Raw genomic sequence first — 17,874 nt, 5'->3', positions numbered from 1 at the left:
GGCCAACATGGGCCGTACCCGCGTCGTCGAGCGCATGGGCACCATCAAGAGCGTCCACCCGGCCGTCTTCATTGTCGAGGTTGACGAGCGTCGTGGCCGCAAGTCGCGTCAGTCCTACCAGTATATCGATGTGCTCACCGGTCAGGTCGAGCTGTTCGACCCCGAGAGCGGCGAGCATATCTTTACCCCGCTCGGCAATCAGCTCGAGGAGCATTAACGGTGACCGATCGGTCCCTGACTCTTTCCGCGCCGGCAAAGATTAACCTCTACCTGGGGGTTCATACCGAGCGCGATGACCGCGGCTACCACAGGGTCGATTCCCTGATGGCGGCCGTCGGTCTTTCCGATACCGTGACGGTCACGCCGGCGCAGGCGCTGACCGTCCAGACGGTTCCGGCATCAGATTTTCCCATGCAAAAGAATACGGCGTATCGGGCTGCGGTTGCTATGGCCGAGCATTATGGTCGCGAGGCAAACATCTGCGTGACGATTGAGAAGCGCATTCCATTGTGCGCCGGCTTGGGCGGCCCCTCGACGGATGCGGCCGCGGTCATTGTCGCCTTGGCAGAGCTCTGGGGCATTGATCGCACCGACCCCGCGCTCGATGACATTGCGCGGGGCATTGGTGCTGACGTCCCGTTCTTTTTGCACGCGAGCCCTGCGTTCTACGTAGGTGGGGGAGACGCGCTGGCAACCGAGTACCCCGCACTACCCGCGACACCCGTCGTGCTGGTTAAGCCGCGGGAGGCGAGCGTTTCGACAATTGAAGCCTATCGACGTTTTGACGAGGCCCCGGTGCCTGCGGACAGGCCCGGCGCGATAGCTTCTGCCTTGCGTGCTGGTGATGCCGAGACGGCATATGCACTCATCCATAACAACCTGGGTGTCATTTCCGCACAGATGGAGCCGCAGATTCAAACGGTTCTCGATTGGCTGCGTAAACAGGACGGCACCGTTGCTGTAGATGTGTGCGGATCGGGCGCTTGCTCGTTTGCCATTTGCGACACCGCTGCCACGGCCGAAAGGCTTGCCGATGCTGCCCAGCAAAATGGCTGGTGGGCCTGCGCGACTGAGCTTATTCCCAACACGGTTCAAATCGACGCGCCAAAGAAATAAAAATTTCTCTAGCACGCGGCGAAAATCTTTGTTACTATAGTCGAGCTAACGGGTTGTGGCTCAGTTTGGTAGAGCACTGCGTTCGGGACGCAGGGGTCGCTGGTTCAAATCCAGTCAACCCGACCAGAGCATGAGGAGGGACCGCTTCTTGCGGTCCCTTTTTTTAGCTATTGTTGTGATACCGCGATACCCGCGGTATACTCATTCGAGCTTGTCTCGCTGTATTGTGGAGGTCTACATGTTTGGACTGAGGGCTCCTGAGCTCATCATTATTCTCGTCGTTGTCCTGATTATCTTCGGGCCCAAGAACCTGCCGAAGCTCGGCAAGTCCCTCGGCTCTACCGTCAAGAATATCCGCGAGGGTATGGAGGGCGACGATAAGGCCGAGACCAAGCAGGCCGAGGAGGTCGTGGTCGAGCAGTCCGAGGAGGACAAGGAGATCGCTGAGCTCGAGGCCAAGCTCGCTGCTGCCAAGAAGAAGCAGGCAGAGGACAGCGACGCGGACGCAGAGTAGTCCCATCCCTTTGGGGTGAGCACCTGACCGGCTTGCCCGCAGGCTAGCCGGTCTTTTTCGTTTTGTTGACAGTTGATTGTTTGATCAGAGTTGGGGAGATATCCGTATGGACGCAAGCCAGATCGTACTGACCGCTGAGGGCCGCCAGAAGCTCGTCGAGGAGCTCGCTTGGCGTGAGGGCGATTACGCCAAGGAGATCGTCGAGGACATCAAGGAAGCCCGCGCGTTCGGCGACCTTTCGGAGAACTCCGAGTACGACGCCGCTAAGGACAAGCAGGCCCAGAACGCCGCTCGTATTGCCGAGATCCAGGCCATCCTCGCCAACGCTCAGGTTGCTGCCACCACGGGCGACCTGACCGTCTCCATCGGTTCCACCGTTTCGCTGATTGATCCCAACGGCGAGGTCATGGAAGTCACGCTCGTCGGTACCACCGAGACCAACTCGCTCGAGCACAAGATCTCCAACGAGTCTCCGGTCGGTCACGCCATCATCGGTCACGGCGAGGGCGACTCCGTCGAGGTCGTTACGCCTTCCGGCAAGACTCGCGTCTACACCATCGCCAAGATCGCACGCTAGACCACGGTCCCGCGTAAAGGTATGTTTTCGCTCCCTGGGACCGAATCCTGGGGAGCGTTTTAGTTTGAGGAGCTAACTTATGGCAGAGAACCAGAACGCCGCCGATCAGGCATCGACGCTCAACGACGAGCGCGCCACCCGCCTGGCCAAGCGCGCCGCCCTGTTCGAGGCGGGCCAGAACCCCTATCCCGAGCACTCTGAGCTTGAGGACTACGTCGCCGATATCGAGACTAAGTACGCCGAGCTCACCGATGGTGAGGACACCGAGGATGTCGTGAAGATCGCCGGCCGTGTGGTCGCCAAGCGCGGTCAGGGCAAGATCATGTTCATCGTCGTGCGCGATGCGACTGCCGAGATTCAACTGTTCTGCCGCATCAACGACATGGACGAGGCTGCCTGGAATACGCTCAAGGCCCTCGACCTGGGCGACATCCTGGGCGTGACCGGCGTGGTCGTGCGCACCCAGCGCGGCCAGCTTTCCGTTGCCCCTAAGAGCGCGACCCTGCTTTCCAAGGCCGTTCGTCCGCTGCCCGAGAAGTTCCACGGTCTTTCCGACAAGGAGACCCGCTATCGCCAGCGCTATGTTGACCTGATCGCCAACGACGACGTTCGCGAGACCTTCCGTAAGCGTTCGCAGATTCTCTCCACCTTCCGTCGCTTTATGGAGTCCGACGGCTACATGGAGGTCGAGACCCCCATCCTGCAGACCATCCAGGGCGGCGCTACTGCCAAGCCGTTCATTACCCACTTCAACGCGCTCGATCAGGAGTGCTACCTGCGTATTGCCACCGAGCTGCACCTCAAGCGCTGCATCGTCGGTGGTTTTGAGCGCGTGTTCGAGATCGGCCGCATCTTCCGTAACGAGGGCATGGACCTCACCCACAACCCCGAGTTCACCACGATGGAGGCCTACCGTGCCTTCTCCGACCTCGAGGGCATGAAGGCGCTCGCCCAGGGCGTCATTAAGGCGGCTAACAAGGCCATCGGCAACCCCGAGGTCATCGAGTACCAGGGCCAGACCATCGACCTTTCTGGTGAGTGGGCCAGCCGTCCCATGACCGACATCGTCTCCGATGTGCTCGGCAAGCAGGTCACCATCGACACGCCGGTCGAGGAGCTTGCTTCCGCCGCGCGCGAGAAGGGCCTGGAGATTAAGCCCGAGTGGACCGCCGGCAAGATTATCGCCGAGATCTACGATGAGCTGGGCGAGGACACCATCGTCAACCCGACCTTCGTGTGCGATTACCCCATCGAGGTCAGCCCGCTTGCCAAGCGTTTTGAGGACGACCCGCGCCTGACGCACCGCTTTGAGCTGGTTATTGCCGGCCACGAGTACGCCAACGCGTTCTCCGAGCTCAACGACCCGGTCGACCAGGCCGAGCGCTTTGCCGCCCAGATGGCCGAGAAGGCCGGCGGCGACGATGAGGCCATGGAGTATGACGAGGACTACGTGCGCGCCCTCGAGTACGGTATGCCTCCCGCGGGCGGTATTGGCATTGGTATCGACCGCGTGGTCATGCTGCTTACCAACCAGGCTTCTATCCGCGACGTGCTGCTGTTCCCGCACATGAAGCCCGAGAAGGGTTTCCAGTCCGGTGCCGCTGCCGCCAAGGCTGCCGAGGCCGGCAACGCCGCGAGCCCATTCGTTAAGTCGCTTAAGCCCACGCTCGATTACTCCAAGATCGCCGTTGAGCCGCTGTTTGAGGAGTTCGTCGACTTTGATACCTTCTCCAAGAGCGACTTCCGCGCTGTGAAGGTCAAGGCATGCGAGGCCGTCAAGAAGTCCAAGAAGCTGCTGAACTTTACGCTCGACGACGGCACCGGCACCGACCGCACCATCCTCTCCGGTATTCACGCTTATTACGAGCCCGAGGACCTGGTTGGCAAGACCTTGCTCGCCATCACCAACCTGCCTCCGCGCAAGATGATGGGTATTCCCAGCTGCGGCATGCTGATCAGCGCTGTCCACGAGGAGGAGGGCGAGGAGCGCCTCAACCTGATCCAGCTCGACGCCTCCATCCCCGCCGGCGCAAAGATGTACTAACTAGTTACGCGGTTCTACGAACCGCGTAACGGCTCGACGCTGCGCGACGTCCAGGGCGACAATTTGTCATTCAAAAGGCAAGGCATGACCAGAAGGTCTATGCCTTGCCTTTTTCATGCCAACTTGTCGCCCTGGACGTCGCTCGCTGTCCGTCCTCTACCTGCGGCGTTGCTCTGGCTGGCACTTAGGGACGTTCCTCTTGTGCTGGCACTTAGGGACGTTCCTTTTCTGCCGGCACTTGGGGACAGTCCTAGTCGTTGGGGATCTACCGACGCATTGGGGGTTTGCGCCTTCCATGCATGACAGCCGTCTCTTTTATGTTTCCTTTAGCCGTCGCTGTCTAGGATGGGGGTTAGTCGATAGGAAGGGAGCACCGGGATGGACGATGCGAGCGAGCGCGCGATTGAAGAGGACATGCTCGATCAGTTCAATTACTTTGATGATGAGGACGAGGAGCTGATCGACCGTCGCGAGCCAGCGCCGCTTGATTCCTTTGATCTGGTCGATGAAGAGGCTGATGAGGTTGAGGACGAATCAACGGAGCCCCCACAGTCTTCGCGCCTTAACTCGCTGCTTTCGAGAGCCCCCATGCACCACGGTGTTCGTGCCGGCGCGCTCCATATGAAAACTGACTGGCACCAGATCGTGACGGCAGGCGATGAACTTGCCGTCGATGCGCCGCTCACCGATAAGTCGTCCATCATCTGCCGCACCGGTATGCTTATGCTCGCGAGCGGAACGGGTGCCTGGCGTGTACGCGATACCATGAATCGAGTCGCCGCCGTACTCGGTGTCACCATCCACGTCGACTTGAGTCTTCTATCGTTTGAGTGTACCTGCATCGAAGATGGTCACTGCTTTAACGAGGTCGTCAGCCTGCCGACAACCGGCGTCAATACTCATCGCATTTGGATGATGGAGAGTTTCCTCAAGGAAATCGAGACCTATGGTCGTCGCTTCACGGTGCACGAGTATCACGAGATGCTCAAGACCGTTGAGAGTTCAAAACCTGATTACGCGCCTTGGCAACAGGGCCTTGCGGCAGCTTGTGCTTGCGGCGCCTTCGTCTTTTTGCTCGGCGGCGGCCCTATCGAGATGGCCTGCGCGTTTGTGGGCGCGGGTGTCGGCAACTTTGCCCGCTCCCATATTCTCAAGCAAGGCCTTGGTCAGTTCAGCGCGCTGACGACCGGCGTTGCGCTCGCTTGCGTTTCGTATCTGCTGGCATTGCTCGGCCTTGGCCAGGTCATACCGGGGGCAATGTCGCACCAAGAAGGCTATATCGGCGCCATGCTCTTTGTGATTCCCGGCTTTCCGCTCATTACGGCGGGCCTCGACATCGCCAAGCTCGACATGCGAAGCGGTATCGAGCGCCTTTCATATGCCGTATCGATTATTGTGATGGCGACGCTCGTAGGTTGGATGGTTGCCGAGTGTGTTGGCCTGGCGCCGGACGACTTTGCCCCACTGGGCCTTTCGCCGCTTGCCCTTACGCTCCTGCGCGTGGTGATGAGCTTCGTTGGCGTATTCGGCTTCTCGGTGATGTTCAACAGCCCGGTAAAGATGGCCGCGGCAGCTGGGTTGATCGGCGCCGTGTCCAATACCCTGCGCCTTACGCTCGTCGATGCGCCGACGGTGCTTCCCTTCCTGGGCCTGAGCGCAGGCATGCCTCCCGAGGCGGCCGCGTTTATCGGCGCGCTCGTATCGGGTCTGCTGGCAAGCTTGGCCGAAGTCAAGCTCACCTACCCGCGCATCGCTCTCACGGTGCCTTCGATTGTCATTATGGTGCCCGGTCTGTATCTCTATCGCTCTATGTATTACATGTGCACCTTCGACACGGTCAACATGCTCGGCTGGTTTGTGCGCGCAGTGCTCATCGTGGCTTTTTTGCCCGTTGGGCTGGGTGTGGCGCGTACGCTCACCGACCCTCGCTGGCGCCACACCAGCTAATTGGTGCAAGGGAGACAGGTTACTTTGCACCAAATGAGTTGCGGTGAAATAGGGACTGAATTGCTGCTTAAAGGATCAAAACAGTCCGTATTCCACCGCAACTTATGGGGTCGGGGGATTATCGGTGCCCTGCATCTTCATAAACTCAACGCTTACGAAGCGCATGCGTTTCGTGCTAGGCTGGTTCCACCACATAAGTAGTCGCAGACGCGCGTACCACGGGCGGGCGAGATGAAGTTCCAACAGCTCCATCTTGCCCGCCCGTTTTTGTTGCGTGGCGCCGCGGCGTAACACAGAAAGGAATCTGCCCTTCATGCCTATCAACAAACGAGAGAGCCTGCTGTTCACCTTTATCATGTGCTTTTGCATGGTGCTCTGGATGAGCATCTACAACGTTGCCCTGCAGCACGGGGCCATCAACGGCGAGGTCGTTGCCGCTGCGTGGCTCGGCTTCCCCGTTGCCTACATTTTTGCCATGTGCTGCGACTGGTTCGTCGCCAGCCCGCTCGCCAAGGGTTTCGCCTTTAAGTACTTGGTCACGCCGGGCAAGAGCTCGCCGCTTGCCATGACGCTCGCCGTCAGCTCCTGCATGGTCGTTCCCATGGTTATCATCATGTCGCTGTACGGTGCCTGCGAGGGTCTGACGCACATGCCCGGCGGCATCCTTGCGAACCTGTATTCCGTGCCCGCGATCTGGATGATCAACATCCCGCATAATTTTGTGATGGCGCTGCCGTGGAACCTTTTGGTAGCCGGTCCGATTTCCCACTTCGTCTTCCGTCGCGCCTTCCCTGTGGGGACGGTTTTCGAGGAGGAGCATGCCGAGCTCTTGGAGCAGGCTATGGCTCCTGAGTGCGAGTAGCTCGCTTAGGGATCTGCTGAGCGCGGGCGACTTGCTTGGTTGGAGCCCTAAGCGTGGATAGCTCTCTCGGCGACATCGCGGGCGTGAGCGGTGCGCATGACCGGAGGGTCCGTGCTGCTCCGTTGCCCGACGTGCTAGCGCGCAGAACAATCTGTTGGTGCATTCGGCGGCTGCTGAAGCGTTTCGGCAGCCGCTTTTTATACGGAGTTTAAATACAACAGTCTGTTGTATTACGTAGAGTGGTATATCTCTAGCGGGAAAAATGCGAGAGACGGAGCATTATGGCGTTGCTAGTAGGACTGGACGTAGGGTCGACGACGACCAAAGTTTACGCGATGCACGAGGATATGACCGAGGCGTGGTGGGGATATCGCCGCCACGGGGCGTGTCAGACAGCGAGCGTGCGCGCCATGCTCGGCGAGCTCGCCGAGCGCTTTCCCCATGAGTCACTGCGCGTTGCGGTGACCGGCTCGGGTGCGCGCGATATCGCGACCGCGCTGGGCGCCTCGTACGTTCAGGAGGTGGTCGCCAACGCGCTCGCGATCAGCAGGTTCTATCCGCAGACGCGCTGCGCCATCGAGCTGGGCGGCCAAGACGCCAAGATGATCTTCTTCCGCACCAACGATAAGGGAGACATCGAGGTTGCCGACATGCGCATGAACGGCTCGTGCGCAGGCGGTACCGGTGCATTTATCGACGAGATGGCAAAGCTCATGGGGGTCGGCACCGAATCGGGCGAGTTCGAGCAGCTCGCAAGCCGGGGAACGACCGTCCACGAGGTCTCGGGCCGCTGCGGCGTGTACGCAAAGACCGATATCCAGCCGCTGCTCAACGAGGGCATTCCTACCACCGACCTGGCGCTTTCGGCGCTTCACGCGGTCGCCCGCCAAACGATCGGCGGTCTGGCCCAGGGTATCGACATCGAGCCGCCGGTAATCTTCGAGGGCGGTACGCTCGCCTACAACCCCACACTGGTCCGCGTGTTCCGGGAGCAACTGAATCTATCGGACGATCAGGTTATCGTCCCGCGCGATCCGCAGATCATGGTCGCGCGCGGTGCCGCCCTGTCGCTGACCGACATGTTCGCATCGTCCCAACCGATCGACCTTCCCGACGCTTTTGTCCGGCTGGATAAGCTCGAGACGGTCGCGCCCGCAAGCGGGGAGGGACGTCTTGCCCAGCCCTTTTTTGCCACACCTGCCGAGCAGGCGGATTTTACGGCACGCCATGGCAAAGAGACGCCGGCAAAGGGTCCGGATGCGTATGCGCCCGGAGAGACGGTGCGTGTGGCGCTCGGTATCGATTCGGGGAGCACGACGACCAAGTTCGCCCTGGTCGATGAGGCGGGTGAGCTTGTCGATTCGTTCTACGCGTCTAATAACGGCAGACCGCTCGACGTCGCCCAACAGGGTCTTGTCAGCTTGAAGAACCGCTGGGAGACAGCGGGAGTCACGCTTGCGATCGATGCCGTGGGCACCACGGGATACGGCGAGGAGCTTTTCGCGCGCGCGTTCCACGCCGACTACCATACGGTCGAGACGGTCGCGCACGCCCGCGCCGCGTGCGCATGCGTTCCCGATGCGACCTTCGTGCTCGACATCGGCGGACAGGATATGAAGGCCATCTGGCTCAACCACGGCGTGCTGACCGATATCGTCGTCAACGAGGCGTGCTCTGCGGGCTGCGGCTCGTTCCTCGAGGGTTTTGCCAAAAACCTCGGAATAGCCGTTGAGGATATCGCGACCGAGGCATTTTCGTCCAAAGCCCCCGCCGTTCTCGGCAGCCGCTGCACGGTGTTCATGAACAGCAGCGTCGTTTCCGAGCAGCGGCGCGGTAAGGGTCCGGGCGACATCATGGCCGGTCTCTGCCGTTCGATTATCGAGAACGTGTTCACCAAGGTCATTCGCGTTTCAAATCTCAACCGTCTGGGCGACAAAGTCGTCGTCCAGGGCGGCACGTTCCGAAACGACGCGGTGCTGCGCGCATTCGAGCAGTATCTGGGCAAACCCGTCACGCGTGCGCCCCACCCGGGGCTGATGGGCGCTATCGGTATCGCCCTGCTCGCGCGCGAGGAATGCCGCAAGGGCGACGCCGACACGTCGTTTATCGGGCTCGATGCCGTGGAGCGCTTCGAGCATCGCGAGTTCGGCGGCGTTACCTGCCGTCGGTGCAACAACCGCTGCCAGCGCGCGGTCGTGGCATTTGGCGACGGCTCGCTTTACGTCACGGGCAATCGCTGCCCGCGCGGCGGCGCCATCTCATGGGATGAGCTCGTGCGCGAGGTTCCCGCGGCGGAGGAGCTGCGTCCGCAGGGTGCTTGCGAGGCACAGGCACCCGGCACGGGGCGCGACCGGACCGCGGCTGCCCCCAATCTCTTTGTCGACCGCGAGAAGCTGCTGTTCGAGTCGTACCCCACGGTTCCCGTCAGCGGGGGGCGCGATGTCACGATCGGCATTCCCCGTGTGCTCGAGTTCTGGGACACCATGCCGTTCTGGTCGACGTTCTTCAGCACGCTCGGCTTTAAGGTGCGCGTCTCGGGACGCAGCACCAAGGCGATGTACGAGCGCGGTCTGGCGCACGTCACATCCGACACCGTGTGCTTCCCGGCCAAGCTCGTCCACGGGCACATCCGCAATCTCGTCGACGCCGGCGTCGACCGCATCTTCATGCCCATCATCACGACGGTGCCCACCGAAAACACCGCCTCTACCAGCGAGTGGATGTGCGCCGTCGTAAAGGGATACCCCTACGTGATGCGCAATTCCGATAACCCGGAGGAGCGTTTCGGCGTTCCGTTCGATACGCCGCTGTTCCACTGGTACGACGAGGGCGACCGAAACCGCCAGCTCAAGGCGTGGTGCAAGGAGACCTTCGATATCGATGCCGACCTGGTTGCCAAGGCGACCGAGCAGGCGGACCGCGCGCAGGAGACGTTTGAGAACCAGCTGCAGCTGCGCGGCAGGCAGGTGCTCGAGAACGTGCGCGAGGACGGCGGCTACGCGGTGGTGATCGCTTCGCGCCCGTACCACAACGACCCGCTGGTCAACCACGGGCTGCCCAAGCTCTTCTCTGAGCGCGGCATCCCCGTGCTGACGCCCGATGCGGTGCCGGGGGTCTGCAGCGTCGATCTTTCCAACAGCCGCATCGACATCGTGAACAACTACCATGCGCGCATGCTGTCGTGCGCGGTCATCGTCGCATCGACGCCCGAGCTCGAGCTCGTGCAGATGGGCAGCTTCGGCTGCGGCCACGATGCGTATCTCACCGACGAGATCGCGCGCATGATGGGCGAGATGGGCTCCAAGGTTCCGATGATGATCAAGCTCGATGAGAGCGACGTCGCCGGTCCCATGGGCATTCGCGTGCGTTCGTTTATCGAGTCGGTCAACCGTCGTCGCGCGGAGGAGCGTGCCGAGGGCGCCCGGGTGCACGCGGTCCATCCGCTCGACGACCCGTATAAGGTCAAGTACACCAAGCGCGACCGGCACGACAAGATCGCGCTGGTCCCCAACACCTCCCATGCGTTCTGCAGGCTCATGACCGCGGCGATGCGCAATCAGGGCGTGCGCGCCGAGGCCCTTGATATCGGGCGCGAGGATGCCATCCGCCTGGGCAAACGCTATGTGCACAACGACATCTGCTTCCCCGCGCAAATCGTGATCGGCGAGGCGCTCGCGGCACTCGAGAGCGGTAAGTACGACCCGCACGACGTCGCCGTGGTGACTGGCAAGTATATCGGCGACTGCCGCCTGACGCACTACATGCCCCTGCTGCGCCGCGCGCTCGACGACGCGGGATACGACTATGTCCCGGTGCTCACCAACGACGACGTCGATGCCCACAATGCGCATCCGGGCTTCAAGCTCGGCCTTGGCCCGAGCATCCAGATCGCCTACGGTCTTCCCATGATCGATGCCCTCGAGGCCATGCTTAGGCGCATCCGTCCCTACGAGCTCGAGAAGGGCGCGGCGGACGCTGCGTTCGACCGCGCGCTCGATGAGGTTATCGAGGGCATGGAGCGCTCCGGGCTGAGAGGCCAGGCGACGGGCTTCAAACGCGCGCTTGCGATCATGGACGCCGTTCCGTACGACCGCTCGAACCCGCATCCGACCGTTCTCATCGTGGGCGAGTACCTGCTCAATTTCCATCTCGGCGCCAACCACGAGATCGAGCGCTACCTCGAGGACAACGGGCTCGAGGTCATCGAGGCGCGCATGACCGACGTGATCCGCAAGACCTATTTCTACAAGCATGCGCAGTCGCGCGAGTTCCACGTCGACCTGTCGCTGCCCGAAAAGGCCTGGTACGCCACGGCGGACAACCTGTTCGAGCTCGCGCACGACCGTTGCGACCGCCTGGGCGCGGCGAGCCCGCTCTACGAGCCGCCGACGCGCATGCCCGAGCTCGTGCGCGCGAGCGATAAGATCCTGCACCATACGTTCGATGCGGGCGAGGGCGTGCTGATTCCGGCGGAGATCCTCGAGCACGCCAAGCGCGGCTGCCGCAACTTCGTGATCCTGCAGCCGTTCGGGTGTCTGCCCAACCATGTCGTGGGGCGCGGGCTCATCCATGCGCTCAAGGAGCAGTATCCCACGGCGCAGTTCCTGCCGCTCGACTACGATCCCGACGTGAGCTTCGCCAACGTGGAGAACCGTCTTCAGATGCTCATCATGAACGCCAAGGCGCAGAGGTGCGGTGAGGCGCATGGCGAGACCGCGTAAGGACGCCGATGTGCCCGATGCACGCACCCGTATCATCGAGGCGTTTTGGGAGCTCATCGAGAACAACAGCATCTTCGAGCTGTCGGTTGGCGAGGTGACCCGCGCCGCCCAGTGCAATCGCGGAACGTTTTACTACTATTTTCACGATTTCGATGAACTCGTCGCCATCGCCATAGCCCAGCTGCTGCAGGATAACGAGCTCATCACCGATGCCCTCTGGCATTTTTCGAGCGAGGGCGACCTTTCGGCGTTCGACCGGCGCGACGTCCGCTGCCTGCTGCGGCGCATCGTCATCACCATGAGGGCGGGTGCCGCCGAGCAGGTCGTGCAGGGCATCCATACGATCATCATCGACCGCGTGAGAGAGATCGTCCACCCCGACGGAGAAGAGCTCAAGGCAGATTCGAGCTTTGCGGTGGGCTTTCTGGTCTCGGGCATCATGGGCTTTGTGATGGCGGTCGGCTTTGCCCGGGAGGGCGGCGAGGAGATAGACCTCGAGCAGCTGGGGGACAGCGCGTGCGCGTACCTGAGGGCGGTCGCCATGCAGACGGTGGAAACGGTCGCGCAAGTCGAGGGCGTCGATACATCCGAGCTGCTCGAACGCGTCTCCAAGGAGGCCGATGCCTATCGCGCATCGCGTGCGACGAGTCCCGACGTGGTGAAAGACGCCTAGGGTTTCTCTTGCGGGGCGCCTGTCGCGCATCGCGCGGTGAGTCCCGCGATGCGGTCATAACCTGCATTCATGTGAGCCGGGTTTATAGATATTCCTCCAGCTGTTAACATAGACAACCTGTGGGTAAAGAGACAAAAGCGCCGCCGACGGGCGGGCGTTTTGATTTCGATGAACTCATGTAAGGAAACGAGCATGTTAGATAGATTTACCGATCGAGCGCGCAAGGTCATGTCGATGGCCAAACAGGAGGCGCTCGATCTGCACTCAAATAAGGTGGGCACCGAGCACCTGCTGCTCGCACTCGCCAAGGAGGACGAGGGCATCGCTGCCGAGGCGCTGCGCTCGCTTGATATCTCCTACGACGACATCATGGACACCCTCAAGGAGGTCCAGACCACGGTCCCCGAGCCCAGCGAGGAGACCGAGGCTGCCAAGCTTGCCTTTACGCCGCTCGTCATTAGCGTGATGGAGCGTTCATTCCGCGTGGCGCGCGAGAACAATCAGACCTACGTGTCGACCGAGCACCTGCTCATCGGTATCGTCGAAGAGGGCAACGGCATGGCCATGGACATCCTCATGCGCCTGGGCGTGTCGTCCGCCTCCATCAAAAAGGCTATCGAGAAACTCACCGCCAAGGACCAGGACAAGAAGCGTCCGCTTGCCGGCGCCGGTGCTGGTCGTCCCGGTGCGGGCCTGCCGTTCTTTAGCGGCTCGGATGCCTCTCAGCAAAAGGGGAGTGGCACCGATACGCTCAAGCAGTTCGCCACCAACCTCACGCAAAAGGCGCGCGATGGCGAGCTCGACCCTGTAATTGGTCGCGAAAAGGAAGTCCAGCGTATGATGGAAATTCTTTCGCGCCGCACCAAGAACAACCCGCTCATTCTGGGCGACCCCGGCGTGGGCAAGACGGCCATCGTCGAGGGCCTGGCTCAGCAGATTGCAGCCGGCAACGTGCCCGAGAACCTTATGAACCAGAATATCTGGACGCTCGACCTGCCGGGTCTTGTCGCGGGTGCCAAGTATCGCGGTGAGTTTGAGGAGCGCCTCAAGAACGTGATCCAGGAGGCGACCGAAGCCGACGACGTTATCTTGTTTATCGACGAGATGCACACCATCATCGGTGCCGGCTCTGCCGAGGGCTCCATCGACGCGAGCTCCATGCTCAAGCCCGTTCTCGCACGCGGTGCTTTCCAGATCATCGGTGCCACCACGGCCGAGGAGTTCCGCAAGTACCTCACCAAGGACCCGGCCTTCGAGCGTCGCTTCCAGACCATCGATGTCGAGGAGCCGAGCGTCGAGGACACGGTCAAGATCCTGACCGCGCTCAAGCCGCGCTACGAGGAGCACCACCATGTGCGCTATACGCAGGGTGCTATCGAGGCCGCCGCGAACCTCTCCAACCGCTACATCCAGGATCGCTTCCTGCCCGATAAGGCCATCGACCTCATTGACGAGGCCGGCGCCCGCGCCCGCATCGCCGCCAACCGCGCGCCCGAGCCGGTGCGCGAGGCCGAGCATCGCGTGGAGGAGCTTAAGGCCGCCGCGCAGGAGGCCACCGAGAGCGACGACATGAACAAGGCCGCCGAGATCACCGAGCAGCAAAAGGCTGCCGAGATTGAGCTCGCCGAGGCCAAGGCTGCCTGGACGGCCGAGCTCGACGCCAGCCCGCTCACCATCGATGTCTCCCAGATTGCCGACATCGTGTCCGTGACCTCGGGCGTGCCGGTGTCCTCGCTCACCGAGAGCGAGAGCCGCCGCCTGCTGCAGGCCGAAAGCGTGCTCAAGACGCGCATCATCGGTCAGGACGAGGCCGTCGAGGCCGTTGCCAAGGCCGTGCGCCGCAGCCGCTCGCCGCTCAAGGACCCGCGTCGCCCCGGCGGCAGCTTTATCTTCCTGGGCCCCACCGGCACGGGCAAAACCGCGCTCGCCAAGACGCTCGCCGAGTATCTCTTTGGCAGCAAGGACGCGCTCATCAGCTTCGATATGTCGGAGTTTGGCAGTGAGTTCGAGGTCTCCAAGCTCATCGGTAGCCCCCCGGGCTATGTGGGCCACGACGAGGGCGGCCAGCTCACCAAGGCTGTTCGCCGTCACCCGTACTCGGTCGTGCTGTTCGACGAGATCGAGAAGGCGCACCCCGACATCTTCAATATCCTGCTGCAGGTGCTGGAGGAGGGTCGTCTGACCGATAGCCAGGGCAAGACGGTCGACTTCCGCAATACCGTGATCATCATGACGTCCAACGTGGGCGCCCGCGAGATCGCGCAGGATGCGAGCGTTGGCTTTGGCACCACCGGCGAGCAGGGCCTCACCTCGAGTGAGATCAAAGGCCGTGCGATGGGCGAGCTCAAGCGCCTGTTCCGCCCCGAGCTGCTCAACCGTATCGACGACATTGTGGTGTTCCAGAAGCTCTCGGGCGAGAACCTGACCAAGATCGCGCACCTGCTGGTGGACGACCTGCGTCAGCGCCTGATTGCCAACGGCATGAACATCAAGCTCACCGATGCGGCCTATGACAAGATCGTGGCCGAGGGCACCGACCTCACCAACGGTGCGCGTCCGCTGCGCCGCGCCATTCAAAAGCTCATCGAGGACCCGCTGTCCGAGGAGCTTCTGGCCGGCGAGTGGGGCGAGGGCGATACCGTCCTGTGCGACGTGGCCGATGACAAGTTTGTCTTTAGCCACGGCACGGGCGAGATCCCGGCACCGCGTCCGGCGGGCACACTCGGTGGCGATACCGTCCCGGCGGCACCGCACACCGGCAACGCCTCGCCCGTGAGCGGCGGCGTGACCTCGGGCCCCGGCGGCATGATGCAAGCCGGTTCCGGCGCGCTGTAGGGCGTGGCGACAATTTGATACGCGCAATCGAGGCGCTCCGGAAAGGGCGCCTCGATTTGTAGAGCTGCGGAAGTTGTGACCGTTACGCTATGCGGTCCACCGTTAGCCGATGATGCGAGAGCGCTCGGCGTTTTCGACTGGTTTATGCAAACGAAGTCTGGGAATATACAAGGCGCATGTCTTACTGTCTAACCAGTTGCGCCAAGGAGGCACCATGGACTACAAGATTACCGGCTACGAGCCCGCCCAGCTGTTCCATTTCTTTGAGGAGGTCAGCGCGATCCCCCGCGGGTCTGGCAACGAGAAGGGCATCAGCGATTTCCTGGTTGCGTTTGCCAAGGAGCGCGGCCTCGATGTGTACCAGGACGAGGTCTACAACGTTATCATTCGCAAGCCCGCATCTGCCGGTGCCGAGAATGCCCCGACCGTGATGCTGCAGGGCCACATCGATATGGTGTGCGACAAGTTGGGCTCCGTTGAGCACGACTTTACGACCGATGGTATCGACCTGGTCGTCAAGGACGGCGTCCTCACCGCTAACGGCACCACCCTGGGTGCCGACAACGGCATTGCCGTCGCGCTTATGCTTACCGTGCTCAACGATGATTCGATTGTCCATCCCGCCCTCGAGTGCGTATTCACCACCGACGAGGAGACCGGCCTGGTCGGCGCCGAGACGCTCGACAAGTCCCAGATTAGCGCCCGCACCATGATTAACCTTGACTCCGAGGAAGAGGGCGTTGCCACCGTCAGCTGCGCCGGCGGCGTCGTCGTTACCTACACGTGCCCGATCGCGCGCGAGCACAAGACCGGTAGCACCCTCACGCTCGACATCTCCGGCCTGCTGGGCGGTCACTCCGGCTCCGACATCAACCTGGAGCGCGGCAACGGCAACCTTATCATGGCCCGCATCATCGACCGCCTGATGGTCGCCGGCGAGCCCGCCATCGTCAGCTTTAACGGCGGCACCAAGGACAACGCCATCAACCGTGAGTGCAAGGCTGTTCTGGTCTACGCCGACCACGCTGCCGCCGAGGCCGCGGCCCAGATCGCAAAGGGCATCATCGCCGACGTCACTGCCGAGCTCGAGGTCTTCGACCCCGGCTTTACTTGCACCGTCGAGATTGCCGACGACGCCGAGGTTGAGGCCATGGACCAGAAGTCCGCGCTTGCCCTCATCCGCGCCCTGCGCCTTGCCCCTAACGGCGTGATTCGCCGTAACGTCGCCACCGACGGCTCCGTCGAGGTTTCCTCCAACATCGGCGTGGTCGCCACCTCCGATGACGAGGTCAAGATTATGCTGTCCCCGCGCTCTTCGATCACCTCGCTGCAGAACGAGTTCAAGGACCGTCTGCAGACGCTGGCCGATGTCCTGGGCTTCGACGCCAAGTTTGAGTTTGAGTATCCCGGCTGGAGCTATGCCGAGCATTCGCCGGTCCGCGAAGTCTTTGTCGAGAGCTATCGAGAGCTCTTTGGCTCCGAGCTGCGCATCGAGTCCATTCACGCCGGCCTTGAGTGCGGCCTGTTTGCCGAGGCTCTGCACGGCCTGGACGCCATCGCCGTGGGCCCGACGCTCTCCGATGTCCATACCCCGGACGAGAGCATGGAGCTCGCTTCTGCCGAGCGCTTCTACGAGCTGCTCATCGACGTCCTCAAGCGCCTCGCTGCGTAAAGGTCGCGCTGGCAGCAGTCCGAGCCACGTGCTAGCAGATTGCAAATGACATTACGAGAGGGGGCACCCGGTCTTTTGCGACGGGTGCCCCCTCTCTTTTGTTTGAAAAATGGGAAATAGTCTGGTGTCTAGTCCATTTCTGCCCTGATGAGGTCGAGGGTGCGCTGACAGTTTTCGCGGACGGGGCCGAGCATATGCTCGCGCAGGTCCGCCATGCCGGGCAGGTCGGCGTATTCGTCCATGACCTCTTCCATGCAAATGGGCACCTCGTAGGCGAGGTCCATCATGGTTGCAAAGCAAAACTTCTCGGATAGCCCGGCATCGGTGAGCGTCGCCTCCAGCGCGGGGTCTCCCATACCGTGGTATCGGCGGATAGCGCCTGGACCGATGCGCCCCACACGATTTTCGCCGCCAACGCTCATGGCAAGGCGCGCCCGGCGGCGCATGCGCTCGTATGCCAGCCCCGATGCGACATCGTACATTCGAGCCATCATGGCTGCGCCGTCGTTTCCAAGGAGCAGGGAATAGTTTTTCGCATGCGCATCCGGTGCACCGATAATGGCGTTGAAGAACAGTATCTGCGTAAACAGATACAGGTTAAGTTGATGGTGGCTCGTATTTACGAGGAGCTCTTGAATGTCGCGTGTGGTCGGGCCGCCGTCTGCCGTGTACTTTTGGGCGGGCATCACCCCAAGTGCCTGACAGAGGTCTTCTTGATGTAGGCGCCTGATCGTTCCGTCTCTGACTTTCACGCGGTCATAGCGCTCAACAATGAGGGCAGGTTCGTCCTCAAACATACGATATTCGACGTTTGCCGTTGCGATGCCGGCGCGCTGGTGTTAGCGTCGGATTATTTTAGCCAAATATAGTCGGCCGAGATTGACCAATCCCGGCCGACCCATTTTAGCCAACA

General features: G+C 61.6%; 12 protein-coding genes and 1 tRNA gene. 12 read left to right on the top strand and 1 reads right to left on the bottom strand.

The annotated features are described in order from the left end of the window. The 12 genes from AB5164_RS03300 to AB5164_RS03245 all read left to right on the top strand — a co-directional run. Positions 1–217 (top strand): Veg family protein (locus AB5164_RS03300; protein ID WP_368147797.1); only part of this gene is annotated, 217 nt, incomplete at its 5' end. A gap of 2 nt (positions 218–219) precedes the next feature. Further along, positions 220–1,116, top strand: coding sequence for a 4-(cytidine 5'-diphospho)-2-C-methyl-D-erythritol kinase (gene ispE, locus AB5164_RS03295; protein ID WP_368142704.1), 897 nt, complete (start codon positions 220–222; stop codon positions 1,114–1,116). A 49-nt stretch (positions 1,117–1,165) separates the two neighbouring features. Next, positions 1,166–1,242, top strand: a tRNA-Pro gene (locus AB5164_RS03290). A gap of 112 nt (positions 1,243–1,354) precedes the next feature. After that, a complete protein-coding gene (tatA, locus tag AB5164_RS03285; RefSeq protein WP_022094895.1) occupies positions 1,355–1,630 on the top strand; it encodes a twin-arginine translocase TatA/TatE family subunit in 276 nt (91 codons plus the stop codon). Between the two features lie 106 nt (positions 1,631–1,736). Then, positions 1,737–2,207, top strand: coding sequence for a transcription elongation factor GreA (gene greA, locus AB5164_RS03280; RefSeq protein WP_006234960.1), 471 nt, complete (start codon positions 1,737–1,739; stop codon positions 2,205–2,207). A 79-nt stretch (positions 2,208–2,286) separates the two neighbouring features. Continuing rightward, complete coding sequence (gene lysS / locus AB5164_RS03275) at positions 2,287–4,251, top strand: lysine--tRNA ligase (protein ID WP_368142703.1); 1,965 nt, start codon at positions 2,287–2,289, stop codon at positions 4,249–4,251. 378 nt (positions 4,252–4,629) lie between these two features. Further along, on the top strand, positions 4,630–6,198 hold the full coding sequence (locus AB5164_RS03270) for a threonine/serine exporter family protein (RefSeq protein ID WP_368142702.1): 1,569 nt from the start codon (positions 4,630–4,632) through the stop codon (positions 6,196–6,198). 313 nt (positions 6,199–6,511) lie between these two features. Further along, complete coding sequence (locus tag AB5164_RS03265) at positions 6,512–7,060, top strand: DUF2798 domain-containing protein (RefSeq protein ID WP_055285230.1); 549 nt, start codon at positions 6,512–6,514, stop codon at positions 7,058–7,060. A gap of 281 nt (positions 7,061–7,341) precedes the next feature. Further along, positions 7,342–11,781 (top strand): acyl-CoA dehydratase activase, encoded by a 4,440-nt coding sequence (locus AB5164_RS03260; protein WP_368147795.1) that lies wholly within the window; start codon positions 7,342–7,344, stop codon positions 11,779–11,781. Beyond that, positions 11,765–12,454 (top strand): TetR/AcrR family transcriptional regulator, encoded by a 690-nt coding sequence (locus AB5164_RS03255; RefSeq protein ID WP_161115117.1) that lies wholly within the window; start codon positions 11,765–11,767, stop codon positions 12,452–12,454. Before AB5164_RS03260 ends, AB5164_RS03255 begins: the two co-directional genes overlap by 17 nt. A gap of 192 nt (positions 12,455–12,646) precedes the next feature. Further along, positions 12,647–15,289: an ATP-dependent Clp protease ATP-binding subunit gene (locus AB5164_RS03250; RefSeq protein WP_368143209.1), complete on the top strand. Its 2,643-nt coding sequence runs from the start codon at positions 12,647–12,649 to the stop codon at positions 15,287–15,289. Positions 15,290–15,503: 214 nt separating this feature from the next. Continuing rightward, entirely contained in the window at positions 15,504–16,961 is a 1,458-nt protein-coding gene (locus tag AB5164_RS03245; RefSeq protein ID WP_368143210.1) for an aminoacyl-histidine dipeptidase, read from the top strand. A gap of 128 nt (positions 16,962–17,089) precedes the next feature. Here AB5164_RS03245 and AB5164_RS03240 read toward each other — a convergent pair whose 3' ends face one another. Continuing rightward, a complete protein-coding gene (locus AB5164_RS03240; RefSeq protein WP_368143211.1) occupies positions 17,090–17,785 on the bottom strand; it encodes a HipA domain-containing protein in 696 nt (231 codons plus the stop codon). Between the last annotated feature and the right edge of the window lie 89 nt (positions 17,786–17,874).

The organism is Collinsella aerofaciens, from assembly GCF_040915425.1.
Lineage (GTDB): Bacteria > Actinomycetota > Coriobacteriia > Coriobacteriales > Coriobacteriaceae > Collinsella > Collinsella aerofaciens_BW.
The sequence above is the reverse complement of the archived record's forward strand: the minus strand, read 5'-3'. Positions and strand labels throughout refer to the sequence as shown.